General features: G+C 31.8%; 22 protein-coding genes. 14 read left to right on the top strand and 8 right to left on the bottom strand.

What is annotated here, in order from left to right; genetic code table 11:
- Positions 1 to 9: 9 nt before the first annotated feature.
- The 3 genes from VCM48_RS09270 to VCM48_RS09260 are packed head-to-tail and all read left to right on the top strand — an operon-like array spanning position 10 to position 3,592.
- On the top strand, positions 10 to 492 hold the full coding sequence (locus tag VCM48_RS09270; protein WP_273693591.1) for a GNAT family N-acetyltransferase: 483 nt from the start codon (positions 10 to 12) through the stop codon (positions 490 to 492).
- Positions 479 to 1,732, top strand: coding sequence for an aspartate kinase (locus VCM48_RS09265; protein WP_482270322.1), 1,254 nt, complete (start codon positions 479 to 481; stop codon positions 1,730 to 1,732). Before VCM48_RS09270 ends, VCM48_RS09265 begins: the two co-directional genes overlap by 14 nt.
- A gap of 51 nt (positions 1,733 to 1,783) precedes the next feature.
- Positions 1,784 to 3,592, top strand: a complete 1,809-nt coding sequence (locus tag VCM48_RS09260) for a lysophospholipid acyltransferase family protein (protein WP_274638720.1) — start codon at positions 1,784 to 1,786, stop codon at positions 3,590 to 3,592.
- Between the two features lie 80 nt (positions 3,593 to 3,672).
- On the opposite strand, the gene rseP is transcribed toward VCM48_RS09260, so the two are convergent.
- Entirely contained in the window at positions 3,673 to 5,019 is a 1,347-nt protein-coding gene (rseP, locus tag VCM48_RS09255) for an RIP metalloprotease RseP (RefSeq protein ID WP_482270321.1), read from the bottom strand.
- A 159-nt stretch (positions 5,020 to 5,178) separates the two neighbouring features.
- Here rseP and VCM48_RS09250 point away from each other — a divergent pair, with 159 nt between their 5' ends.
- Complete coding sequence (locus tag VCM48_RS09250; protein WP_482270320.1) at positions 5,179 to 5,856, top strand: SCO family protein; 678 nt, start codon at positions 5,179 to 5,181, stop codon at positions 5,854 to 5,856.
- Positions 5,857 to 5,983: 127 nt separating this feature from the next.
- On the opposite strand, the gene VCM48_RS09245 is transcribed toward VCM48_RS09250, so the two are convergent.
- From VCM48_RS09245 to VCM48_RS09225, 5 genes are all read right to left on the bottom strand, one after another.
- Complete coding sequence (locus VCM48_RS09245) at positions 5,984 to 9,502, bottom strand: amino acid adenylation domain-containing protein (protein ID WP_482270319.1); 3,519 nt, start codon at positions 9,500 to 9,502, stop codon at positions 5,984 to 5,986.
- A 301-nt stretch (positions 9,503 to 9,803) separates the two neighbouring features.
- Positions 9,804 to 10,148 carry a hypothetical protein gene (locus tag VCM48_RS09240; RefSeq protein WP_482270318.1) on the bottom strand — a complete coding sequence of 115 codons (345 nt, stop codon included), beginning with the start codon at positions 10,146 to 10,148 and terminating at the stop codon, positions 9,804 to 9,806.
- Between the two features lie 97 nt (positions 10,149 to 10,245).
- Complete coding sequence (locus tag VCM48_RS09235; protein WP_482270317.1) at positions 10,246 to 10,707, bottom strand: hypothetical protein; 462 nt, start codon at positions 10,705 to 10,707, stop codon at positions 10,246 to 10,248.
- Positions 10,708 to 10,735: 28 nt separating this feature from the next.
- The gene (locus VCM48_RS09230) at positions 10,736 to 11,077 is read right to left on the bottom strand and encodes an SdpI family protein (RefSeq protein ID WP_482270316.1); all 342 of its coding nucleotides are present in this window, start codon (positions 11,075 to 11,077) and stop codon (positions 10,736 to 10,738) included.
- 2 nt (positions 11,078 to 11,079) lie between these two features.
- Positions 11,080 to 12,405, bottom strand: coding sequence for a serine hydrolase domain-containing protein (locus tag VCM48_RS09225; protein ID WP_482270315.1), 1,326 nt, complete (start codon positions 12,403 to 12,405; stop codon positions 11,080 to 11,082).
- Positions 12,406 to 12,497: 92 nt separating this feature from the next.
- Here VCM48_RS09225 and VCM48_RS09220 point away from each other — a divergent pair, with 92 nt between their 5' ends.
- The 6 genes from VCM48_RS09220 to VCM48_RS09195 are packed head-to-tail and all read left to right on the top strand — an operon-like array spanning position 12,498 to position 17,714.
- Positions 12,498 to 13,709: an aminotransferase class V-fold PLP-dependent enzyme gene (locus VCM48_RS09220; RefSeq protein ID WP_482270314.1), complete on the top strand. Its 1,212-nt coding sequence runs from the start codon at positions 12,498 to 12,500 to the stop codon at positions 13,707 to 13,709.
- A gap of 55 nt (positions 13,710 to 13,764) precedes the next feature.
- A complete protein-coding gene (gene speD / locus VCM48_RS09215) occupies positions 13,765 to 14,127 on the top strand; it encodes an adenosylmethionine decarboxylase (protein ID WP_482270313.1) in 363 nt (120 codons plus the stop codon).
- The gene (locus tag VCM48_RS09210) at positions 14,127 to 14,927 is read left to right on the top strand and encodes an ion transporter (RefSeq protein WP_482270312.1); all 801 of its coding nucleotides are present in this window, start codon (positions 14,127 to 14,129) and stop codon (positions 14,925 to 14,927) included. The genes speD and VCM48_RS09210 overlap by 1 nt, the downstream gene beginning before the upstream one ends.
- A 2-nt stretch (positions 14,928 to 14,929) precedes the next feature.
- Positions 14,930 to 15,415 (top strand): DUF4178 domain-containing protein, encoded by a 486-nt coding sequence (locus VCM48_RS09205; RefSeq protein ID WP_482270311.1) that lies wholly within the window; start codon positions 14,930 to 14,932, stop codon positions 15,413 to 15,415.
- Positions 15,416 to 15,417: 2 nt separating this feature from the next.
- A complete protein-coding gene (locus tag VCM48_RS09200; protein WP_482270310.1) occupies positions 15,418 to 16,170 on the top strand; it encodes a hypothetical protein in 753 nt (250 codons plus the stop codon).
- Positions 16,171 to 16,175: 5 nt separating this feature from the next.
- Entirely contained in the window at positions 16,176 to 17,714 is a 1,539-nt protein-coding gene (locus VCM48_RS09195) for a polyamine aminopropyltransferase (RefSeq protein ID WP_482270309.1), read from the top strand.
- Positions 17,715 to 17,756: 42 nt separating this feature from the next.
- Here the strand turns inward: VCM48_RS09195 and VCM48_RS09190 are convergent, their stop codons facing one another.
- A complete protein-coding gene (locus VCM48_RS09190) occupies positions 17,757 to 18,458 on the bottom strand; it encodes a Bax inhibitor-1/YccA family protein (protein ID WP_206197832.1) in 702 nt (233 codons plus the stop codon).
- A gap of 410 nt (positions 18,459 to 18,868) precedes the next feature.
- Between VCM48_RS09190 and VCM48_RS09185 the strand changes: the two genes are divergently transcribed.
- The 4 genes from VCM48_RS09185 (at position 18,869) to glpQ (ending at position 23,781) form a co-directional block, all read left to right on the top strand.
- On the top strand, positions 18,869 to 19,900 hold the full coding sequence (locus tag VCM48_RS09185) for a zinc metalloprotease (protein ID WP_482270308.1): 1,032 nt from the start codon (positions 18,869 to 18,871) through the stop codon (positions 19,898 to 19,900).
- Positions 19,901 to 20,132: 232 nt separating this feature from the next.
- Positions 20,133 to 21,191 (top strand): zinc metalloprotease, encoded by a 1,059-nt coding sequence (locus VCM48_RS09180; protein WP_482270307.1) that lies wholly within the window; start codon positions 20,133 to 20,135, stop codon positions 21,189 to 21,191.
- Positions 21,192 to 21,306: 115 nt separating this feature from the next.
- Positions 21,307 to 22,800, top strand: a complete 1,494-nt coding sequence (locus tag VCM48_RS09175; protein WP_482270306.1) for a YfcC family protein — start codon at positions 21,307 to 21,309, stop codon at positions 22,798 to 22,800.
- Positions 22,801 to 22,803: 3 nt separating this feature from the next.
- The gene (glpQ, locus tag VCM48_RS09170; RefSeq protein WP_482270305.1) at positions 22,804 to 23,781 is read left to right on the top strand and encodes a glycerophosphodiester phosphodiesterase; all 978 of its coding nucleotides are present in this window, start codon (positions 22,804 to 22,806) and stop codon (positions 23,779 to 23,781) included.
- On the opposite strand, the gene VCM48_RS09165 is transcribed toward glpQ, so the two are convergent.
- A complete protein-coding gene (locus tag VCM48_RS09165; protein ID WP_440068375.1) occupies positions 23,771 to 25,543 on the bottom strand; it encodes a chloride channel protein in 1,773 nt (590 codons plus the stop codon). The two genes, glpQ and VCM48_RS09165, sit on opposite strands and share 11 nt — an antisense overlap.
- Positions 25,544 to 25,615: the final 72 nt, after the last annotated feature.

The following is a 25,615-nucleotide window of genomic DNA, read 5'->3' as shown; positions in this document are numbered from 1 at the left end:
AATTAAGAAATGAGTTTTATTATCAGACCAGGAGAGCAAAAAGATGCTCAAGCTATATTAGATTTAATTATTGAATTAGCTGTTTTTGAAAAGGAACCAGATGCAGTTAAAATTACGGTTGAAGACATTGTTAAAGATGGGTTTTCTGATAAACCGAAGTTTAAAACCTTTGTGGCTGAAGAAGATAATAAGATTATAGGAATGGCGTTGTTTTATGAACGTTATTCTACATGGAAAGGAAAAGCAATTCATTTAGAAGATTTAATGGTAACGCAATCTAAAAGAGGTATTGGAGCAGGAAAGGCACTATATAGTGCTGTAATGAATTATGCATATAAAAATAACTGTAAAAGAGTTGCCTGGGAAGTGTTAGATTGGAATACAGGAGCTGTTGATTTTTACAAAAATACAGGTGCTACTGTATATGATGAGTGGAGAGTATGCCATATGAATGAACAAAGCTTAGAACAATTTTGTAATGAGAATATTTAAGTTTGGAGGAGCATCGGTAAAAGATGCGAATGGAGTGAAAAATGTTGCGAAAGTATTGCAACATGAAGGAACAGAAAATACACTAGTTGTAATTTCTGCCATGGGAAAAATGACCAATGCTTTTGAGCAAGTGGTTAATGATTATTTCTACAAAAAGGAAAGTCTTAAAGATTCTTTGAGCTTTGTAGAAGACTTCCATCAAAAAATGTTGGGAGATTTATTCAGTCCAAATGACGAGATATATAACAAGGTAAATCATTTGTTTGGTGAATTGAGCGGTTTCATGGCTCGAAATACATCCAAAGATTACAACTATGTGTACGATCAAATGGTTGGTTTTGGAGAGTTACTATCTACCACTATTGTAAGTGCTTATTTATCTGAAATAGGAGTAGAAAATCAATGGTTAGACGTAAGAGAGTACATAAAAACTGATGGTACTTATCGCGATGCTAAAATAGATTGGGAGCAAACTGAGCAACAAATCAAAGAAAAAGTTGATGTATCTAAATTGAATATTACACAAGGGTTTTTAGGAGGATTTGGAACAGAAACAACTACTTTAGGAAGAGAAGGTTCCGATTATACCGCAGGTATTTTTGCTTATTGTTTGGATGCTGATAGCGTTACTATTTGGAAAGATGTTCAAGGAGTATTAAATGCTGATCCTAGAGTGTTTTCAGAAACAGCTTTGTTACAAGAAATTTCGTATACAGAAGCTATTGAAATGGCGTTTTATGGAGCATCGGTAATTCACCCAAAAACAATTCAGCCTTTAGAACAAAAAAATATTCCGCTATATGTGCGTTCGTTTGAAGATGTTACAAAATCAGGAACATGTGTTGGAAGAGGAAAAAAAATAACACCAGAAGTTCCTTGTTTTATCGTAAAGAAAAATCAAATTTTAGTAGCGATTTCAGCAAAAGATTTCTCTTTTATGGTAGAAGATAATATTAGCGATGTTTTTAAGAAGCTACACGACTATAATTTAAAGGTAAACCTAATTCAAAATTCGGCGATCAGTTTTTCTGTATGTATAGAAGATAAGTATAATAATTTTGAAAACTTTTATAACGATTTAAAAGGAGCGTATAAAATTAGAGCTTATAAGGATACTACTTTATACACAATCCGTCACTTTAATGATGACGCGATAAAAACGATAAGAAAGCGAGGAAAATCAATCATTCGTCAAATAAATACTGAAACTGCACAGTTAGTGATTCAAGAAAACATGTAAAGCTTGCAAAAAATCGATTATATTTGCAGTTATGTCAATTGATAACTATGTATGGGATTAGTAACACCTAAAGAAGTTGCAAAAGCAATAGGGGCCGACAAGTTCGGCGTTTTCGGAACGTTTTCAGGTTGGTTGCTGATGAAAGTTTTGCGAATTTCTACCGCCAATGAAATTTATAACAAGCACAAGCACAAAAAAGATTTACCTTTTTTAAATGGTTTGTTAGATGAGTTTCAGATTGAGTTTGAAATTCCAGAAGAAGATTTAAAACGTATTCCTAAAGAAGGACCATTTATAACTATTTCTAACCATCCGCTTGGAGGAATAGATGGTATTTTATTATTAAAACTCTTATTAGAGCATAGAACTGATTACAAGATTATAGCAAATTTTTTACTGCATAGAATAGAGCCTTTAAAGCCCTATGTAATGCCAGTAAATCCTTTTGAGAATCATAAGGATGCTAAATCGAGTGTATCAGGAATTAAAAATGCCTTATTACATTTAAGAGAAGGAAAGCCATTAGGACTTTTCCCAGCAGGTGAAGTATCTACGTATCGTGATGGAAAGCTAATGGTAGATAAAGAGTGGGAGCAAGGGGCTGTACGCTTAATTAAAAAAGCTAAAGTACCTGTAATTCCTATTTATTTTCATGCTAAAAATAGTCAGCTGTTTTATACATTATCTAAAATTAGCGATACGTTAAGAACAGCAAAACTTCCGTCAGAATTATTATCTCAGAAAAATAGAGTTATTAAAGTAAGAATTGGTAAACCTATATCAGTTAAAGATCAAGATTCATTTACAGAGATACCAGATTTTTATCAATTTTTACGTAGAAAAACGTATATGTTGGCGAATCCGTATGAGAAAGCATCTCCAAAGATATTGTCAACACACAATTTAAAAATTCCGAAGAAAGCTAAAAAAATTACATCTCAAAAATCACCAGATTTATTTGTAAAAGAAGTTGATGCTTTACGAGAAAAAGGAAGTAGATTATTACAAAGTAAGAACTATGAGGTGTTTTTTGCAAGCGCAAAAGAAATACCAAATATTTTGCATGAAATAGGTCGTTTACGTGAAATTACGTTCAGAGAAGTAGGAGAAGGAACAAATAAACCTATTGATCTAGATAGATTTGATAAATATTACCACCACTTATTTTTATGGGACGACCAACAAAATAGATTGGTAGGAGCCTATAGAATGGGGTTAGGAAAAGATATTTATAAGAAACACGGAATAAATGGTTTTTATATTCAAACATTATTTAGAATAGAGCCAGAATTGTACCCTATGATGGAAAAAACCATTGAAATGGGACGTGCTTTCATTATAAAAGAATATCAACAAAAACCAATGCCATTATTCTTACTGTGGAAAGGAATTGTGCATGTTACATTACGTTATCCAGAGCATAAGTATTTAATGGGAGGAGTAAGTATAAGTAATCAGTTTTCTGAATTCTCAAAATCATTAATGATTGAGTTTATGAAATCTCATTATTACGATCCGTATGTGGCACAATATATTAGGCCAAAGAAAGAATTTAAAGTAAAGCTAAAAGATGCTGATAAAGATTTTGTATTTGATGCTACAGAAGCAGATATGCAAAAGTTTGATAAGATTATTGATGAGCTTGAGCCAGGAGAATTACGTATTCCGGTATTAATTAAAAAGTACGTAAAACAGAATGCTCGTTTAGTTGCGTTTAACGTAGATCCTAAGTTTAATAATGCAATTGATGGATTAATGTATATTAAGGTAGCAGATATACCAGAAAGTACTGTAAAACCTGTTATGGAAGAGTTTCAAGCAGAGTTGGAGCGTCGTGCAGCAGAAAACTTAAATAAGTAATCAAGTCAAGTTAAAATATAACATAAATAAAAAAGCATCGTACTTAGTACGATGCTTTTTTATTTTGTATTGTTTATAGGTTATTTAAATAACCTAAATATATCGTTTCCATTGGCGAATAGTAATAATGCTATTAATAAGATAAATCCTGTAATTTGAGCATATTCTAAGAACTTATCACCTGGTTTTTTACCCGTAATCATTTCCCATAAGGTAAATACAACATGACCACCATCTAATGCAGGTATTGGTAATAAATTCATAAAACCTAACATAATTGATAAGAATGCTGTAATGTTCCAGAATGTTTCCCAGCTAAATTCTGAAGGAAATATACTTCCGATAGAAATAAAACCACCTAAACCTTTGTAAGCACCTGTACTAGGATTTAAAATCTTTTTCATTTGCTTAATATAGTTGGTTAAGGTTGTCCAAGCTTTTTGAGTACCAGCAGGTATAGCTTCTCCAAAAGAATAGGTTCTCTCAGCTAAATTATAGTAACCTAACTTTTCTAAGTCTGTTAAAGGTAAGTTTGTAGCATAAATTCCTAATTTTCCTTCATCAGAAACCTTAGCAGGAATAGTTATGTTTTGATCACCTCGTTTAACAGTAACATTTATTTCTTGCCCTTTTTTACTTTCTAAAACTACTTGAACCTGATCAAAATAAGGAGTAGAAATACCATTAATAGCAGTTATGATGTCTTTCTTTTGTAATTCACTTTTTATATTTGGAGAATCTTCAGGGATTTGCCCAATAACAAAAGGTTGTCTGTACATTATAAAAGCTCCAGCATCCTTACCTCTATCTACTAATTTTGAAATAAAATCGGTTGGTATTTCTTTTTCAAGAACAGTTCCGTTTCTTTCAACAGTGTAATTAGTACCGTTAATAAACTCTAACGGAAGTTCTCTAAATTTCTCAATTTTTTGTCCGTCAATTGTTAAGATTTTATCTCCAGTTTCTAAACCTAAATCTTTTCCTAATTGATCTTGAACCCAAACACCATCTTTTAAACTTTCATTAGGTAAGTATTTCTCACCATAAGCCCACATTAAACAGATGTAAATTAAAATACCTAACACAAAATTAACAATAACTCCACCTAGCATAATAATTAAACGTTGCCATGCAGGTTTAGAACGAAACTCCCATGGTTGCGCAGGTTTTTGCATTTGTTCGGTATCCATACTCTCATCAATCATTCCTGCAATCTTAACGTAACCACCTAACGGAATCCAACCAATACCATAAACTGTTTCACCAACCTTCTTTTTAAATAAAGAGAATTTATAATCGAAAAACAGGTAGAATTTTTCTACACGGGTTTTGAATAATTTTGCTGGAATAAAGTGTCCTAACTCGTGTAAAACGATTAAGAGCGATAAGCTTAAAATGAATTGTGATGCTTTTATTAAAATTTCCATAAATGGTGTTCGTCTAAATTTAAAATCTGACAAATGTACGTTTTTCAGTACAGTTCTAAAAGTTTGTGTAACAGTTGCGCATTTGTTTTAACAAAGTTTTTAGTATAGTGGTTTATAAACGCTGTTTTTAGTCGTATTTTTGCAGAAAATTTTAGTACTGTGGATTTTAAATTCTTTAAAAAGTCAAAAAGCACCTTAATTTTTATTTTAGTTTTCTGTGCTATTGGTGTACCTGTTTTTTATCACTTAGTAAAGGTTGACAAAAAGTTGCCTATTTATAACCCTGCTGATATTAATCCAAAATTGGTTGATGCTTCTGTGAGAAATAGAACAAAAAACCATAGAGTAGGAGATTTTACCTTAATTAACCAGAATGGAGATACCATTACGAATACTGATTATAAAGGAAAGATATATATAGCTGATTTCTTTTTTACACGTTGTCAAACTATTTGTATTGCGATGGCGTATAATATGAGTGAGCTGCAAGAACATTATAAAAATGATGACGATATTATGTTTTTATCACACTCCGTAACTCCAGTAATGGATAGCGTACCACAATTACGAAAGTATGCTGATGAAAAAGGTGTGATTGATGGAAAATGGAATGTAACCACAGGTGAAAAGAAACATATTTACAACTTAGCACGAAAGCACTATTTTGCTGTGTTGGATGAAGGTGATGGGGGAGAGAGTGACTGGGTTCATACTGAAAACTTTGTGTTAATTGACAAAGAGGGGCGTATAAGAGGTTCGTATGATGGAACCAAAAAGGAAAACATGCAGAAAATCATTGATGATATTACACTGCTTAAAGAAGAGTATAAAAAATAATCAATTAAGACGGTCAATAAAAAAGACACGTATGAGTTTAAAAAAAGACCTTGATGTTTTTACAAAAACATCAAGGTCTTTTAGTTAAAACGTTTAGATAAGTTTGTCTTAAGAATATGAATACTCGTTAATTTACTTGTAAAACAGTAGCTTTATCATATTCTGAAATACGCCCAATTAGCCAAACAAAAGGCTCTATTTGACCTTTTAAAGTACAATAACCATTTGAAATAGTACTTAATAAGTCTTGAATATTAAAAGACTCTAAAGCATCTATAGCAGCTTTTTCACTTATTAGTAAAGAACAAGTGGGTAGTTCATGAGTAATATTATGATTAAGAGTAACCTTGTTATCTTTTAGTATGATAGAAATAGTGTCAGTATTTTCATCGTTTTTTAATTCTATAGCTAAGTTAGGTGTGTTTTCATTGATTACTGTTTTTAAGTAGTATGAGAAATTTTTAGCCCAATTTTCTAATTCAGAAAAAGAAACTGTTGTGCTTCTTTTATCTTTTTGTTGTTTTTCAAGTAAAATATCAACGTCTCGTTCTGCTTTAATTAGAGCTGCCAATGTCTTATCTACATCTTCACGGGTGTGTGCGGCGGAGCAAATTAATCGTAAGCGTCCCCTTCCACTTTCAACAATAGGATAAGTAACTGCAGATGTTTGAATACCTAGTTTGTATAGTTTTTGTACAATAGCGTAAAGCTTATCTTTATCTGCAAAATGAGGCGTAACAATAGGACCATCACCAGTGCCTAAATCGTATCCAGCTTCTTCAAATTTTTGACGCATGTAGTAAGTCGTATCCCATAACCTTTGACGTAGCTCATCATCTTTTCTAAGTCTTCTTAATGCAGTTAATGCTGCTGCCATATCAGCGGGACTAATAGAAGCTTGAAAAATATAGGCTCTCGAAGATGATTTTAATAAGTCGATATGTTCTTTACTGGCAGCTACCACACCTCCAATACTTCCTAAAGCTTTGCTTAACGTTGTCATGATAAAATCTGCTTCTTCGGTTACTCCCTGTGCTGCGCATATTCCTGCACCACCTTTACCATAAAAACCGAAAGAATGAGCCTCATCTACTAAAGTGAGGGCATTATATTTTTTAGCTGTTTTAACAATTTTTGCTACCGGAGCTGCTCCTTCTCCCATACTATAAACACCTTCTAGTACTACTAAAATCGTGCGATACGGAGATGCTTCTGACTGTAAAATATCTTCTAGATCTTCAGCATCATTGTGTTTAAAAGTTCTTACAGTAGCACCACACAACCTTGCTCCATCTACAATTGAGGCATGACAGAGTTGATCTATAAGAACCATGTCGTTTCTTCCTAAAAGTCCAGCCACAGCACCTACATTAGCAGTATAACCTGTAGGAAACAAGCAAGCACTGGGCTTTCCTACTAAATCAGCAAACTCTTCTTCAAATTCAAGATGCTGACGCGTCATACCTGAGGCAGCAGCAGATGTTCCCATACCTGTTCCATACTTTTCTAAAGAAATAGCAGCTTCTTTTATTACTTTAGGATCACGATTTAATCCTAGGTACAGATTTGTTGTCCAAATAATTGCTTCTTGTGTTTCATCATTATAAGCGTCTCCTACTAATCCTTTAGTAGCACTTCCAGTAAGTAGCACTTTACTGTATGGATTTCTACGGGTGTTGTTTACCATTTGCAATACTTCTTGTACTAGTTTGCTTTTATCGTTTACTGACCATGCAGAAACCTTAGCCGCTTGAAAAGTGGGATGACTGGACTGAATATGAGTTTGAAAACTTGTAAGTGTATCTGTTTTTAATTTTAAGTTCTTGTTTTCTTTGGTGTTTTCTTTTGAGCCAATTATATGATTAATTAAGGCATTGGGCGTAGGGTTTTCAAAGATATCATACGCACTAATATCTAGCTGTAACATGTTACTTAACCTACTACTGAGTTCTAGTGTGGTTAACGAATCTATTCCAAGGTTGTCAAATGAATCATCAGGCAATACATTTGCTGAGTTGTTCATGGTAAGAAGCTTAGCTACTTCATTTTGAATGGTTTGTAATAGGTGTTCTTCATAATCATTTGAAAAAGTGTGTTGCTTTGGAGGTTTTTGATAGTGTTGAGAATTTTTGGTTGCTAATTCAGAAGATAGCTCGATAGTAAGATTAGCTAGTTTTTTTCTGTCAAGCTTATCATTGGGGAGCAAAGGAAGCTCATCTATTTGTTTAACAATTTGTGGAACCATGTATTTGGGTAATAATTGATGCACGTGGGATATTACATCAGTAGTCTTTACTTCTTTTCCATGAGTATTAACTACGTAAGCAACTAATATTTTTTGTCCTATATTTCCTTCAGAAATCGCTACAGCGGCAGCATCAACGGATTCAATTTCCTCAATAACTGTTTCTATTTCTTCAAGTTCAATTCGATGTCCTCTTATTTTAACTTGTTGATCGGCGCGACCAACAAACTCTATTTCATTATTAGTAGTCCAACGACATAAGTCACCTGTTTTATATAAACGAATACTTGTATTTTGGTTGTTAAACTTTACATTAATAAACCTTTTTTTTGTTAGTTCTTCATCAAATAAATAGCCATGGGCTACTTTATTTCCTGAAAGGTGTAATTCTCCCACTTCTCCATTGGGAACAATTTGAAGATTTTCATCTAAAATATAAGCACGCGAACCAGGTACAGAAGTACCAATAGTAATAAGCTCATCTTCTTTATGTATTCTAGCTATGGTAGCATATACAGTATCTTCTGTAGGTCCATAAGCATTGAAAATTTTCAAATTAGGTTTATGTTGGTATACTTGTTTTACTAAAGAGCGCTTAAGAGCTTCACCTCCAAACACTAAACACTGTAAGTTTTTAGGCAATTCTTTTGATGAGATAATGGCTTGTACTGCTGAGGGAACCATTACAATCATTGTAATAAGATCAACGGAAGGAAGAGAAGTAAGCTCTAGCGCATTTTTGGCTAGTATAACAGTCCCTCCTAATGATAGCGTACCAAAAATTTCCATGACAGAGGTGTCAAAACAAACAGAAGCTGCAGCGAGTGTACCTTTTAAATCGTCTTCAGTAAATAGTTGTTTCATAGAGTTTACCAGAGGAATTAGGTTTTGATGTTCAATAGCAACACCTTTGGGTCGTCCAGTAGATCCTGAGGTATAAATCACATAAGCTAATTCATTTGGTGACGCATAAATTTTTGTGTCTGTATGGTTGCCTATTTTATCAATCCAAATTAATTCTTGAACTTTTTTACATAGGTTTGCACTAATATCAGAGTCGACAAAAACTGCAGAAGTACGAGAATGTTCTAACATATATTCTATGCGATCTTTTGGGTATGCAGGGTCTAATGGTATATATGCGCACCCAGCTTGCATAATACCTATTAGAGTTGCTACTAATTCCCATGAACGGTTCATGCATACTCCAATTAAAGCTCCAGATTTTATTCCTTTGCTTTTGAGTTCTCCAGCTACTTCATTACTGCGCTTAATTAAAGTAGTGTACTCTATATGAGTAGTTCCGTCTATAATAGCGTCTCGTTGAGGATGAGCTATCATTTGTTTGTTAATTAGCTCACATATTGTTGTAGAGCTATCATTGTTGTTGAGTAAAGCCATTGTAATTAATTGGTTTAATTATGTGAATTAATTTTACAGGCCCTCCATTTTGTTGTTATATCTAGGTTAACAAATACTTTTATCCAGTAGTAAATATACTATGTTTTTGTTTGCTCTTTAGGTCATTGTTGTATTTAACTCATAAAAAGAAAGTTAAAGTGTTTGTTTAAAGTTGTTGTGAAAACAATTTTTTACTGTTGGCTTTTTTGCGTATGTAAGATATGAGTAGATATAAAAAAAGACCTTGATGCTTTGTAAAAACATCAAGGTCTTTTGGTTAAAACGTCTTGATAAGTTTTTTTTAAGAGTTTGTCGTTATCCAAACAAAGTCGGTTATATTATCATTGTTTGTATCTACAAATAGTATATTATCATAAATAATAGCGTTTCCAACACTGCCAATAACCATAGAACCTTTGTTTAAATTTAAATCTTTTGATACCCATTGCTTTGTGCCTTTTTTTAGTTGATTAAAATTAGTTCCCACCCCAAAGCCTTCTTGGGTTTTATAAGTATTAGAACGAATAATAATAGAAGTAATTATATCATCAGCATTTACAGTAATATCAAAGATTTCTTTATTGTAATTTTTATCTTTTAAAATATGTTTTAGGTTGTAGTTTCCTATGTTATTATTTGTAATCATTTTACTGTTTTGAGAGCAAGAAATAGATAAAGTGATTAAAAAAAATGTCATCAAAGTTCTCATAATTGATAGATGTTTTTTAAGTAGTCAAAGAAATTTATTTTTCCCAATCTGTTTTTCCCGAAACTTTATTTATAGAAATTATATCTTCTGTATAATAGATATTTTTATCTTTTTTAACTCCTTTAAATTTTATTATAACCTTCTCAGTGTCGCGGTTTAAACTATCTATTATGGGTTTAACTTTTTTGTAATTAATCTCATTAGTAAAAACATTTACTATTTCATCTTTAGAAAACTTGAGTTTAAAATAAGGTCTGTCTATTAAACCGTGATTAATTAGGTTCTCAAAGTATTTAGCATTAGTATCTTTGTGTTTTTTATCATAAATCGAATCTTTAGAGGAATTTTTAATTTTCTCAATAACATTTTTTGGAGCCCCATATAAGCTACCTACATCGACTAATTTTATGTAAACCTCACCTTGGTAGATTTTTAATGGTTTTGAGTTATTACATGCTATAAAGGATATGAACAATAATATAGTTATTTTTTTCATTTGTATCCATGCAATTTTTACTACTTTATTACTTCTTATTTCCGTCCTCATCAAAATTCTTATTTATTTCTTGTTCAGTTTTAACAACAGATACCGCTAGTGACAATAACATAATTGCCATAGGTTGCCATGTTAATTCTTTTGATATAAAAGCTAATACCAAAGCTGCAACTAATGAAATTGCTGAATACTTCATAAACTCTTTGGTAAAAAAAGCATTTGCAAATTGCCATATAGTATCATTCTTCATAGTTTTATTCGTACGATACCCATAAATAGCATTAATTTTTTTAGGTGGAAAAAAACGAAAAATAATACTGAATAAAAAAAGCAATCCGTTTATAGAAAGCACGTAATAAAATGGATTCATGTTTAGTGTTTAATAGAATTTATAATTCCTTTTAACAAGGTATTTACATCTGCATTTTTGGTAAGGCCTGTACGAACAACTACCAAATCTTGACTAGGCAAAATAAATACATTTTGACCTTTATACCCATTAAAAGAAAACATATTTTTTGGTGCATCAGGATATCTACCACCAGCATTTAACCAAATTTGAGCACCATACCAACCATTTGAAGTAGGAGTAGGGGTTGTAGCATAGCTTACCCAATCTTTATCAAACAAATGTTCTCCATTCCATTCACCATTATGTAGGTATAATAAGCCCAGTTTAGCCCAATCTCTTGCAGTTGCCCAAGCGTAAGAAGACCCAACAAAGTGATTGCTCATGTCGGTTTCTACAATCATAGAGTTCATGCCTATTTTATCAATCAAAGCACTATACCAAAAATCAAGATACTCTTGGTGTGTGTCGAATTTTGTTCGTAAAATACCAGATAACAAATTAGAGGTTCCCGAAGAGTAATTCCAAGTTTCATTGGGTTTTCCTACTAAAGGTTTGTTCACTTGAACTTTGGTCATATCCTTTTCTAAAAAAAGCATCTTGGTAGCATCAGAAATACTATTGTAATCTTCGTTCCATTCTAAACCAGAATTCATTTGTAATAAATTATGGATTGTAATGTTTTTACGGTCATCGTTTTCCCATTCAGAAAACAAGTTATTTTCTTGAACATCAACTTTTCCTTGACATTTTAAAATTCCGAACAAAGTACCCGTAATACTTTTAGTCATAGACCAACCTAGTTGCTTCGATTCTTTGGTAAAACCAGTATCATATTTTTCAGCAATAATTTTGTTTTTATATACCACTACTACCGAACGTGTTTGATTTCTATCATTAAAAATAGTATCAATAGTCTCATTTAGTTTTGTATAATCAATGTTAGCGAAAATAGTATCTTTATGATCTGCATTTCCGTAAGGAAAAGGAGTGATATTGTCTGGTTTAGAACGTTTAGGAGTGAGTTGAGGTTTGGTGATGTCAAAATCATCTGTAACTAAAACAGCACCAAGTCCTTCTCTGTATACAGCCTTCCTTTTTAGCAACCCGTATACGGAACCTGTAGCAGATTTTTCTTCTGTATTAATTTCATCAGAAGTAATATTTATAGGAGAAAAGTTATTGTCATTAGCATCGGTAAACTCTAAACTTCTTTTGGCTAGAAATACTGATGAAGCTGTATTTTTAGCGGAGTATCCTGCAAGAATATTTAGCTTCGGATAGTTGTAAAAAATAGTAATTGCAAGGGCAATTAAAATAAGAAAAAGGATTCTTTTAAAATTTTTCATGTGAGAGGTTTCTAGCAAATGTAAGAATTTAATTGTTTGATGTTTGTATTTGAAACGCAAGCCCTACCTTTGTGCTAAATTTGATATTTTACATGTTTAGTATAGATAAAATTCGAGCTGATTTTCCTATTTTAAATAGAGAAGTACATGGGAAAAAATTAGTGTATTTAGATAACGGAGCAACTTCGCAAACACCTCAGGTAGTAATTGATGCTATTGTTGATTATTATTCTAATTATAATGCAAATATTCATAGAGGTGTACATACATTAAGTCAGGAAGCAACTGATAAGTATGAGGAAGCCAGAATTAAGATTCAAAAACATTTCAATGCGAAGCATTCTTATGAAATTATTTTAACCTCAGGAACAACACATGGAGTTAATATTGTAGCATCTGGTTTCGCATCAATTTTACAAGAAGGAGATGAAATAATTGTTTCTGCCTTAGAGCATCATTCTAACATCGTGCCTTGGCAAATGTTATGTGAAAAAACAGGAGCTATTTTAAAGGTAATTCCAATGGATGAAGATGGTTCTTTACGCATGGATTTATACCATGAATTATTGAATCCAAAAACAAAATTAGTTTTTTGTAACCACGTGTCGAATGCATTAGGAACAATTAATCCAATAAAAGAAATTATTCATGCAGCACATAAATTTGGTGCTTATGTGTTGATTGATGGTGCACAAGCAGTACCGCATATAAAACCAGATGTTCAAGCATTAGATGCTGATTTTTATGTAGCTTCGGCTCATAAAATGTGTGGACCAACAGGTGTTGGAATGTTATATGGAAAAGAAGAATTGTTACAGTTATTACCGCCATACCAAGGAGGAGGAGAAATGATTGAAACTGTAACTTTTGAAAAAACTACTTACGCTGGATTGCCTCATAAATTCGAAGCTGGGACACCTAATATTTGTGGAGGAATAGCTTTTGGAGTTGCTATTGATTATATGAATTCAGTTGGTTTTGATTCTATTGAAAAACAAGAAAATGAATTGTTATCATATGCAACGCAAGAGTTAGAAAAAATAGATGGATTGAAAATTTATGGTACTTCTAATAAAACATCAGTAATATCTTTTAATTTAGAAGGAATTCATCCGTATGATGTTGGTGCAATTTTAGATAAACTTGGAGTAGCGGTTCGTACAGGACACCATTGTGCACAACCTATTATGGATTTTTACTGTATTCCAGGTACAGTGCGCGCTTCTTTTTCTTTTTATAATACTAAAGAAGAAGTTGATGTATTGGTAAGTGCTGTTAAGAAAGCACAGATGATGTTGTCATAAAAGCAGTTTTTTAAATTTGTTTTTTACATAAGTATACAAAATGTATATTTGAGGAATGAAAAAGAGCTTAGGGTACCAAACTACTGTAGACTTTTATGATTGCGATGCTACAATTATAGACTCAGTAACCTCCATAAAACATATTTTAGAAAGAGCGGCAAAAATTATGGATTTGTCAGTAGTTAATACTACAATTCATGAGTTTTCGCCTATAGGTATAAGTGGGGTAATTGTAATAAAAGAAAGTCATATTGCAATTCATACTTGGCCTGAATATAATTATGTAGCATTAGATTTTTTTACTTGTAATAAGTCGTTTGATCTTAATGAAGGAATTCTTTGGATACAAAAGCAGTTTAAAGCTAAAAAAACAGAAAAAAACTCTAGTCAAAGAGGTTTTTTAGATAAAATAAGATAATGATGATAAAACAAAAAGTAGCATTATTATTTGATGATGAAAAAGGTAACTTTAAGGGAGATCAGTTTGTAGAGTATTTTATTTCATGGTTAATCATTATAAATATGGTTGCCATTGTACTAGAGTCTTATCCTGTGATTAATATAGCCTATGGATATTACTTCAATATTCTTGAAATTTTTTCAATTATAGTTTTCACACTAGAATATTTTATAAGAGTTTGGATTGCAGATATAATTTACCCTAATTTGAAACCAGTAAGAGCTAGACTTAAATACATCACATCGTTTATGGGATTGGTAGATCTGATTTCTATCCTTCCGTTTTTTTTACCATACATTGTAAAAGTAGATTTAAGAATCCTTAGAAGTTTACGTTTATTTAGACTGTTACGCTTATTAAAATTAAAAAGGTACTTTAAGTCCTTGAGTATTATTAAAAGTGTATTAGTAAAGACTAAAAATGAAATATTAGTTACTATATTTTTAGTTTTTATATTATTAGTTTTAGCATCAACACTAATGTATAATATCGAGAAAACAGCACAACCAGAAGCTTTTCAAAATATAGGACAAGCTATGTGGTGGGCAGTTGCTACATTAACTACAGTAGGGTACGGTGATATTTACCCCATAACTGGAATAGGGAAAATTTTAAGTGCTTTTATTGCTCTTTTAGGTATAGGTATAGTAGCCTTACCAACAGGAATAATAAGTTCAGCTTACATTGAAGAAGTGAGAAAATTAAGAGTTAAAACTGAACAGTGTCATTGCCCACATTGTGGAAAAGAAATTGAATAATTATGTTTTGGAAATCCTCAAAGAATTACTCTTTAGATAAGTTAAAAGTTGGTTATACCTTTACTCTTTATGGAACAAGCTGGAAAATAATTGAAGTAGCTCAGTACGATTGGCGTATGGACAACTCTAGTGTTGAATATACTATTGTTTCTCCAAACAAAGAGGCATTTCTAGAAGTTGAACTTTATAAAGGAGATTATGAAGTAACTTATAGTGAAGGTGTTTTTGTAGAAGAAGCTTACTTAATTGATGCAATTCGTAATAAAGATATAATTTTTCAAAATAAAATGTATGTGCTCGATGAAGTTTATACAGGAGATTATAAAAACTTAACAACACATTCTTCAAGAGAAAATTTAGAATGTTTTCTTTTCTATGCAGAAGATGAAGAGCAGTTAACTATTGAAAAATGGGAAGATGGAAGTTATGAGGTGTTTTTAGGAGAAGAAATAAAGGCTAAAAAAATTAAAAACATAAAAGAAAATTAGGTATGAAAAAACTATTGTATTATTTCTTGGTTGGGAGTTTATTATTAACAGGGTGTTCTAAGAGCTATAAACCAGCGAAAACAGTTTTAATAGAACCTACAGAAGCGATTATTACAAAAAATAAAGACAAAGATTTCTCTGTGGTTTTAGATGATATGAAAATAGAGGAAGAGCCTGATTATATGGTATATCAGCAAAAATATAACATATTAACATTAGTAAAGGATTCGTTGCATACCAAAAAAACTCCTTGGCAAACGGTAAGCAAAACATACTTTAAAAAACATGAAAATGACTTAGGTATGGAAATAGTATCTAATCATAATGGAAGATTATCACGAGTAGCACAACCTGTTGGATTTGGTTGGGCAATTGGAGATAAAAAACATGGAGAATGGGAAGAAACATCTAAAGACTCTACAAAAACTAGTAATCATCATAGAAGATGGAGGACACATGGTACTAGTCCTTTCTTTTGGTACTGGTTAGGAACAAGAAGAAATACTTACAGAAACGATTTTAATAGTTATCAGAGTCATTATAGAAGCGGGAAACCTTACTATGGATATAATAATAGTAACTATAGTTATGGAACTAGAAGTACTTATGAAAGAACGAATAGGAGCTCTTTCTTTTCTAGAAAGGTACAAAATATGAGTAAGTGGAATAGCTTGAATAGAAAAGTGTCTAGAAGTTCATCGAGATATTCAAGTGGTTCTTCAACGAGATCACGTTCTGGAGGTTTCGGAAAATAATAGGTTTGGCATATACAAAAAAACAAAAATCTCTAGCGCTTAAAATAGCACTGTTTGCTACTGGAATTAGTGGTATTGTAGCAGAATATATTTTATCTACCCTAGCTTCTTACTTTATTGGAAATGCTATTTTACAATTTACTTTGATAGTATCGATAATGTTATTTGCTATGGGATTAGGGAGTAGGTTTAGCAAGTTTTTTACAAAGCAGGTAATTGTTTATTTCATTTTAACAGAGTTGATTTTGTCGATTTTTGTATCATTTTCAGCTTTAGTATCTTATGTTGTTTATGGTGTAACTGATGTTTCGTGGTTGGTAATTTACTTGTTATCTATTTTAATAGGTTTATTGATAGGTTTAGAAATTCCTTTTGCTACAAGAATTAATAATGAGTTTGAAGAGCTACGTTTAAATATTTCAAATATTTTAGAAAAAGATTATTTCGGTAGTTTAATAGGAGGTTTATTTTTTGCTTTTGTAGGGTTACCTTATTTAGGACTAACGTACACTCCTTTTTTACTAGGCTTTTTAAACCTAGGAGTGTCTTATTATTTATTTAGAGTATTAAAAGAGCATGTGCCTTTAAAAGCCAGAAAAAGACTTGAAATAGTATATGTTTTTGTAACTTTTCTTATTCTTTTAGGCTTGTATTTTGCCAAACCAATAGTTCAATACGGTGAACAAGTAAAATATAAAGACAAAATAGTATATTCTAAACAAACCAAATACCAAAAAATAGTTATTACTAAATGGAAAGAATGGTACTCGTTGTATATAAATGGAAATCAACAACTCTCTTCTTTTGATGAGTTTATGTATCATGAACCAATGGTGCATCTTCCAATGAACTTAACAAAGTCACATGCTAATATTTTAGTGTTAGGAGGAGGTGATGGTTGCTTAGTTAGAGAGGTTTTTAAATACGAAGATATTCAAAAGGTAACATTGGTAGATTTAGATCCAAATATGATTGATTTAGGTAAGAATTATTCAGTTTTTAAGGAGTTAAATGATAATGCAATGAATGATTCTAGGTTAGAAACTATAACACAAGATGCTTTTAATTTTTTAGAAGATACAAAAGAAAAATATGATGTAATTTTTGTTGATCTACCTGACCCTAATAATGTTGATTTAAATAAATTATATACTAAAGAGTTTTACAAACTATGTAAATTAAAACTAAAAAATGATGGTGTTTTTATAACACAAGCAGGAAGTCCTTATTATGCAACGGAAGCTTTTTATTGTATTGATAAAACTTTAAGAAAGGCAGGCTTTAAAACTGTACCAATGCATAATCAAGTTTTAACACTTGGTGAGTGGGGATGGGTAATGGCCAAAAAGAAAGTCGTAAATTTAGAAGAAATAACAAACCTAGATTTTTCAAAGCTAGACTTAAAATGGTTAACAAACAAAGCTACCCCTCAACTCATAGCATTTGGAAAGCCATTAGTAGATACTACAGGAATAAAAGTAAATACGATTTTTTCACCTAAATTATATACTTACTACAGGGGAGGAAATTGGGACTTATACTAAAAAAGCCTCCAAGTGGAGGCTTTTTTATATAATAGTTTCTTATTAATCTCTTGACATAAATATTTGTAATACATACCAGAATAATAGCATCAAAGAAGCAAATAACCCTAGTGCGGCAGGAATGTAATCATCTGTAGAAAATTTGTGAACTAAGTTAGATGTTTGATACAAAATAGAACCAGCTGCTAACACACACATTCCAACAGAAAACCATAATCCTAAGTTAAAGCCGAATAAAGCACCAGCGATAATCAATCCTATTGCAATAAAGAATCCAACTGACAATCCAGCTCTTATAAAAGAAAAATCTTTTTTGGTAATAAAAACAATTGATGAAATTCCAACAAACAACGATAGCGTAACAATCCCTGCTTGCTTAATGACATCAAAGTTATTAGTGTACGCTATAGCAATATAAATTAGTGGAATAAAAATAAATGCTTCAGCAAAGATATACCCTGAATATGCTAAGTATTGTAGGTTTTTATCAGAGGTTTTTAAAGCAGTACTTTCTGCATAATTGGTAATTAACATAAAACCGCCTAGTAGTAATAACCATTTATAGCCTTGCGTCATAGATAAGGCAAATTCAACAATAGTAGCACTTTGTAAAAATAAATATTCAAACAAAACAAATAATAATACACCTCCAGCAACATGTGCGTAAGTTTTTTTGTAAAATGCAATTCTATCAGCTTCTGATACTTGTGCAACAAGCACTTTTGAGTTAAATGAGTTTTCCATAATTAATTTTTTAATAGAGTGTAAAGATATGTTTTTTAGACTACTTTAAAACAGTCTATTTGTGTTGTATAAAAAATGATTTTTTGACTTTAAAATTATCGTATTGACGATTTAATTTGTTTAAAATTGACGTTTTTTTATTCTTTTTGTTAAATTTTAACATTTTGGTAATGTTAAAAAATGGAAGGTCGCAAGTGATAAAACCTAAGAAATTAACTTTTCTTTAACTTTTTCTTAGCATTAAAAAAAAATTATATATTGCACATCGTTAAAAAACCCTTCAAATAATTGTCAAAGTAATAGGTATTTAACAATTTAATTATTGAAACCTTTTCTTTTGAGTTTTTTAACGAGCTTATTGCCTTTAAGGCAGTTTTTTTCAATAACTAATTTTTTTAATTTTTCACAACATGAAAAGAATTTTTTTAACACTAGCTGTAGCAGCCTCAGTTTTAGTAGGATGTCAGGAAAACTCTAAAGATGAAGCTTTAGACCCTCAACAATCAATTGATATGAGTGACTTCTATGTAGAAACTGAAGAAGTTTCTCACAAAGGAGGATCTGAGCAATGTCACTCAATGAGAGTTTTAAACAGACAAGTAAAAGAAAACCCAGGATTATACAAGAAAATGTATAATATTGAGTATGCTACAAGAAAGTTAACAACAGCGAAAGGTAAACCAGGAGGTGGAGATACTGGTGGAGGAGATGTAGATGTATTACCAATCGAAGACGGTTTAGGAACTATTAATATTCCTGTGTACGTACACGTTGTTTTACCAAATGCAAATAGTGTTTCTGATAGTCAAATCCAAGCACAAATGAATGTGTTAAATGATGACTTTAGTAATCCAAATACAAATCAACTTCCTTCAGGAGCTTCTGATTTTATCAATGATGCAACTGATACAGGAATTCAATTTACATTAGCAGGTACTTTTAGACATAATGACTCTAAGTCTTCTTGGGGAACTAACGATGCTGTAAAAGCTGCTTACCCTCCAGTTACTCCTTCAACTCACTTAAACATTTGGGTGTGTGAAATAGGAGGAGGTATCTTAGGGTATGCTCAATTCCCAGGAGGTTCTTTATCTACAGACGGTGTAGTATTATTAGCTGGAAGTTTACCAGGTGGTTCTTCTGCTCCATACAACATGGGTAGAACTGCAACTCACGAAGTTGGTCACTATTTAAATTTACGTCACATTTGGGGAGACGGAAGATGTCGTCAAGACGATTTCGTAGCTGATACTCCATCTTCTGATGCTTCAAACTACGGATGTCCAACTTTCCCAGATGTTAGCTGTAAATCTGCTGATATGACAATGAACTATATGGACTATACAAACGATGCTTGTATGTATATGTTTACAGATGGTCAACGTAACAGAATGAGAGCTTTATTTGCTTCTGGAGGAGCTAGAGCTTCTATGTTAAACTAGAAAACCAATAGTCTTTTTTAAGACGTTCTCAATAATTATTACAATTATTATAAAGCCAAGAGATTTAAATCTCTTGGCTTTTTTATTTAGAAAATAACTAATCTTTTAATGTCAAAAAGGAGGTTAAGTTGTTGTTTATCAGGTGTTTTTCCTGTTTTTATTTGTTTTTGTTATTTGTAAATTGGATAGCTATAAAATGAAAATTTTAACTAACTCTTTAAAACTTAAAAAAATGAAAAAACTTTTTCTAGGGCTTGCAGTAATGGCAAGCTTGTTAACAAGCTGTCAAGATGAAACTAATGATAAACAAGAAATATCACAGGAAGTAGCTGTAGATATGAGTGACTTTTATGTAAAAACTGATGAGGTCGCATCGAAAGGAACTGTATCTAGTAAATGTTATTCCATGAAGGTTTTAAATCGACAAGTAAATGAAACTCCAGGATTGTATAAGAAAATGTATGACATAGAATACGCCACAAGAAAGTTTTTAAACAGTAAAAAACCTGATGGAACACCAGGAGGTGGAAACGGAGGAAATAATGGAGGAGGTGATGGAGATGTTGATGTTGAACCAATAGATGATGGTTTAAGTATTGATATCCCTGTATACTTTCATATTGTACTTCCAAATGCTAGTGCGGTTACAAACTCACAAGTACAATCACAAATGAATGTCATTAATAGTGATTTTACAAGTCCAAACACAAATCAATTACCATCAGGAGCCACTGATTTTATTAATGACGCTACTAATACTGAAATAACTTTTACGCTAGCAGGTACTTTTAGGTATGATGACTCTAGATCTTCATGGGGAACAAATGATGCAGTAAAGCAAGCTTATCCACCAATTACTCCAGAAACTCATTTAAATATATGGGTATGTAATATTGGAGGTGGAATTTTAGGATATGCTCAATTTCCAGGAGGAAACTCAGCTACCGATGGAGTAGTTTTATTATATTCTAGTTTACCAGGAGGTTCTGCAGCACCTTATAATGAAGGAAGAACTTTAACTCATGAAATAGGACATTATTTAAACTTACGTCATATTTGGGGTGATGGTAGATGTCGTCAAGACGATTTTGTAGAAGATACACCAGCTTCTGATGGACCTAATTATGGTTGTCCTTCATACCCAACAGTTAATTGTAAGTCTGCGGATATGACAATGAACTATATGGATTATACAGACGATGCTTGTATGTATATGTTTACAGACGGTCAACGAAATAGAATGAGAGCAATCTTTCAACCAGGAGGAGCTAGAGCTTCTATGTTAAATTAGAAAACCAAAGTCTTTTTTCAATATTCCCAATAATTATTTTAATTATTATTAAACCAAGAGATGCACATCTCTTGGTTTTTTTTACTTTTATGGAGATAAATAATAATTCATTGTCTTGAAGAATATTAAATTTCCAACTCCACATACTATCTTATTATTAATAGCAGGATTAGTTGCTATTTTAACGTGGTTTATACCTGCAGGCAAGTTCGATACCTTACAATATCAAGAAAACAGCAATTCTTTTACTTACATACATTTAGAAGATAAAAAGACAATGCTTGCAAGTCAAGAAACATTAGAAGACTTAGGTATTAAAATCCCATTAGAAAAGTTTACTAATGGAGATATAGGAAAACCAATTAGTGTACCAGGAACATACACACAGTTAGATCCAAAACCACAAGGTTTTTTAGACTTTTTTAAATCTCCCATAAAAGGAATTATTCAATCTTCTGATATAATTTTATTTGTTTTGATTTTAGGGGGAATTATAGGGATAATGAATTTCACAGGCGCTTTTGATGCTGGAATAGCTTGGTTAGCAAAAACATTAAAAGGAAAAGAGTACTGGCTCATATTTGTAGTGACAACCTTAATAGCCGTAGGAGGAACAACTTTTGGATTAGCAGAAGAAACCATTGCTTTTTATCCTATACTAATTCCCATATTTTTAGCAGCAAAATATGATGCCATAGTTGCTTTAGCATGTGTGTATATAGGGTCATCTATAGGTACAATGTGCTCAACAGTAAATCCGTTTAGTGTTATAATAGCTTCAGATGCAGCAGGAATTAATTGGACAACAGGTTTTACAGGAAGGCTGTTAATGTTAATTGGAGGAATTGTAATATGTGTCATTTACATTTTACGTTATGCAAATAAAGTTCAAAAAGATCCAACAAAATCTATTATTTACGACCAAAAAGAGATGATTGAAAATCTTTTTGGGAGTTCAACTTCAAATACGCACAGTTTAACAGGTAGGTTAAGAATTATACTAACCATTTTTGCAATGTGCTTTGTAATCATGATTTATGGAGTTTCTCGTTTAGGTTGGTGGTTTGAGGAAATGACTGTAGTGTTTTTAATAGGAGCTATTATAATAGGTTTTTTAGCTAGAATGAAAGAAGAAAACTTTGTAAATACTTTTATTAAAGGAGCAGGAGATTTATTAGGAGTAGCTTTTATTATTGGTATTGCTCGTGGAGTTTCTGTATTAATGGAGCAAGGTTTAATTAGCGATACTATTTTACAACATGCAAGTGAGTTTACTACTGGGATGCCTAAAGGAATTTTTACCAATGTAATGCTGTTTATTTACTCAGGTTTATCATTTTTTATTCCAAGTTCATCAGGTATGGCAGTACTAACAATGCCTATCATGTCACCTTTAGCCGATACCGTTGGAGTAGGTAGAGAGGTGATAGTAAACACATATCAATATGGAATGGGGTTATTTGCTTTTATCAATCCGACAGGCTTAATTTTAGCATCGTTAGCAATTGTTAAAGTAGGGTATGATAAATGGTTGAAGTTTGTAATTCCATTAGTAATTATTTTAACAGTTTTTACAATGTTAGTTCTAACCGCTCAAGTATATCTGTAAATAATGAAACAAATTTATGTACTGTTTTTCTTATCTCTTTTCTTCGGATGCAAGACAGAAACTAAAACAACTAATATGCAAAAGAAAATAGTAATTGCCCATAGAGGAGCCTCAGGATATTTACCAGAACACACTATGGAAGCTAAAGCCATGGCGTATGCTATGAATCCTGATTATATAGAACAAGATCTAGTATTAAGTAAAGATAATGTTCCTGTAGTGATTCATGATATTTATTTGGATGATGTTACTGATGTGGCTGAAAAATTTCCAGAAAGAAAACGAGAAGACGAACGTTTTTATGTAATTGATTTTACATTTGATGAGTTACAACAATTGAGTGTAACTGAGCGATTCAATCCAAAAACAGGAGTACAAGTGTATCCGAATCGATTCCCAAAGGGAAAGGGAAACTTTAAATTACATTCTTTACAAGAGGAAATAGAGTTAATTCAAGGGTTGAATGCTTCCACAGGAAAAAATATTGGAATTTATCCAGAAATTAAAAACCCTAAATTTCATCATCAAAATGGAAAAGACATTGCCAAAATTACGCTGAACATTCTTTCAGAATACGGTTATATAACCAAGAAAGATAAATGTATGTTTCAGTGTTTTGATACTAAAGAACTAGAGCGAGTACGTACTGCATTACAATCGGAATTGTTTTTAGTGCAGTTAATTGAGTTCCCTGAGGAAACCAAACAGCTTAAACATTTTGCAGCCTATGCTGATGGGTTAGGACCTTGGTACAAGCAAATTTTAGATAAGAAAGAAGGAACTCAGTGGAAGTTTACAACATTGGTTGAAGAAGCTCATAAACTAGGCTTAAAAGTACATCCATATACCTTTAGATCTGATCAACTAGATGAGTTTACTTCTTTTGAAGAAATGATGCAAGTATTGCTTTTCGAAGCAAATGTTGACGGCGGTTTTACCGATTTTCCTGATAAAATGGTACAATATTTAACTAAACAGTAACCTCAATTAGTTTGTTTCTATATACAGAAAGCAGTTTTGATTTAGATATAAAACCAACATAAACTCCATTTTTAACAACAGGTAAGTTCCATGCGCCACTTTCTTTAAATTTTTGCATCACTTTTTCAGTGTCGTCATCATAAAAAATAATGGCGGGAGCTATTTTCATAATATCCCTTACTGTAGTTGTTTCGTAAAGATCTTGATTAAACATCATGGGACGAATATCATCTAATAAAACAATTCCTCTAAACTTGTTTTCACTATCAACCACAGGAAAAATATTTCTTTTTGATTTAGAAACAGCTTGTTTTAGCATTTCCCCCAAAGTCATATCAGGATGAATTTTAATAAAGTTCTTTTCAATAATTTTACTAATCTTCATCATCATCATTACATTTTTGTCCTTATTGTGTGTAATAAGTTCACCACGTTTAGCTAGTTCGATAGTGTAAATTGAATTAGAAACAAAATACTTAGTAATAGCATAAGAAACGGCAGAAACAAGCATTAGCGGAACAAATAAATCATAACCTCCAGTAATTTCAGCAATTAAGAAAATAGCTGTTAAAGGAGCATGTAAAACCCCTGCCATTAAGCCTGTCATTCCAATTAATGTAAAGTTAGTTTCCGAGACATCAAATCCAAATTGGTTAATAATTTTAGCAGTAACATTTCCTAAAGCGCTTCCCATAACAAGTGTAGGGATAAAAATTCCCCCAACTCCACCAGCAGCAAAAGTTGTCGTCATGGCAATTACTTTAAAAACACCAATAATTAACAGGAAAATAATAACCATCCAAACATTTTCAAAATCAATATTGTAATGAATACTTTTAAGGGCTTCGCTAGCATTTTCAGATAATAGGTTGTTAATAATTCCATAACCTTCACCAAATAAAGGAGGAATTAAAAACAGCATTATACCAATAGCAATTCCGCCAAAGACTAATCGCTTAAAAGGATTGTATTTTTTGAAAAAATTAATAATTCTAAAATAAATTTTAGAAAAATATACAGAAGAGAATCCTGTAAAAATAGCCAAAGCTATGTAAAAGATAAGATCATTAATTTCAAAAGCATCTTGAAGTTGTACACTAAATAGTACATCCTTTCCTAAAAAGAAATAAGAAGTAATTACAGCAGAAACAGATGCTAATAATAACGGAACTAACGATGCAAAAGCAAGGTCTAAACTAAAAATTTCTACTGCAAAAATAATAGCAGCAATAGGGGCTTTGAACATTGAAGACATAGCCCCAGCAGTAGCACAACCAATTAATAACATACGAGTTCTCATGTTCATATGAAATAATTGCGCTACTCCAGAACCTAAAGCGGCACCGGTACTTACAGCAGGGCCTTGTAGTCCTACTGACCCCCCAAAGCCAACAGTTATGGGAGCTGTAATTAAAGAAGCATAAATCTTATAACGCTCTATAATTCCATTTTTTTTAGAAATGGATTGTAGGGTGGTAGAAATACCATGACCAATATCTTTTTTGATGAGGTATTTTTTAATGTAATACACTAAAAACAGCCCTAAAATAGGGAAGATGAAGTATAAAGAATGATGATAGTCCTTAATAAGACCATCTTCTAAAATCCTATGAAAGTAGAAAGTAAGGTTTTTAAGAATTAAGGTACCAATACCTGCTAAAAACCCAACTAAAACACTTAAAACATATACAAACTGTCGTTCAGAGATATGTTTATATCTCCAAATTAATACTTTTTTATAAGCTTCCTTAGATGTAGGCATTGTTTTCTAGACTCTTAGTTGATTTTTGAAAAGCTAGTTAATAATACTTAAAGATACTATCCTCTTTTGATT

Source organism: Tenacibaculum sp. DPLXC6, from assembly GCF_056815515.1.
The sequence above is the reverse complement of the archived record's forward strand: the minus strand, read 5'-3'. Positions and strand labels throughout refer to the sequence as shown.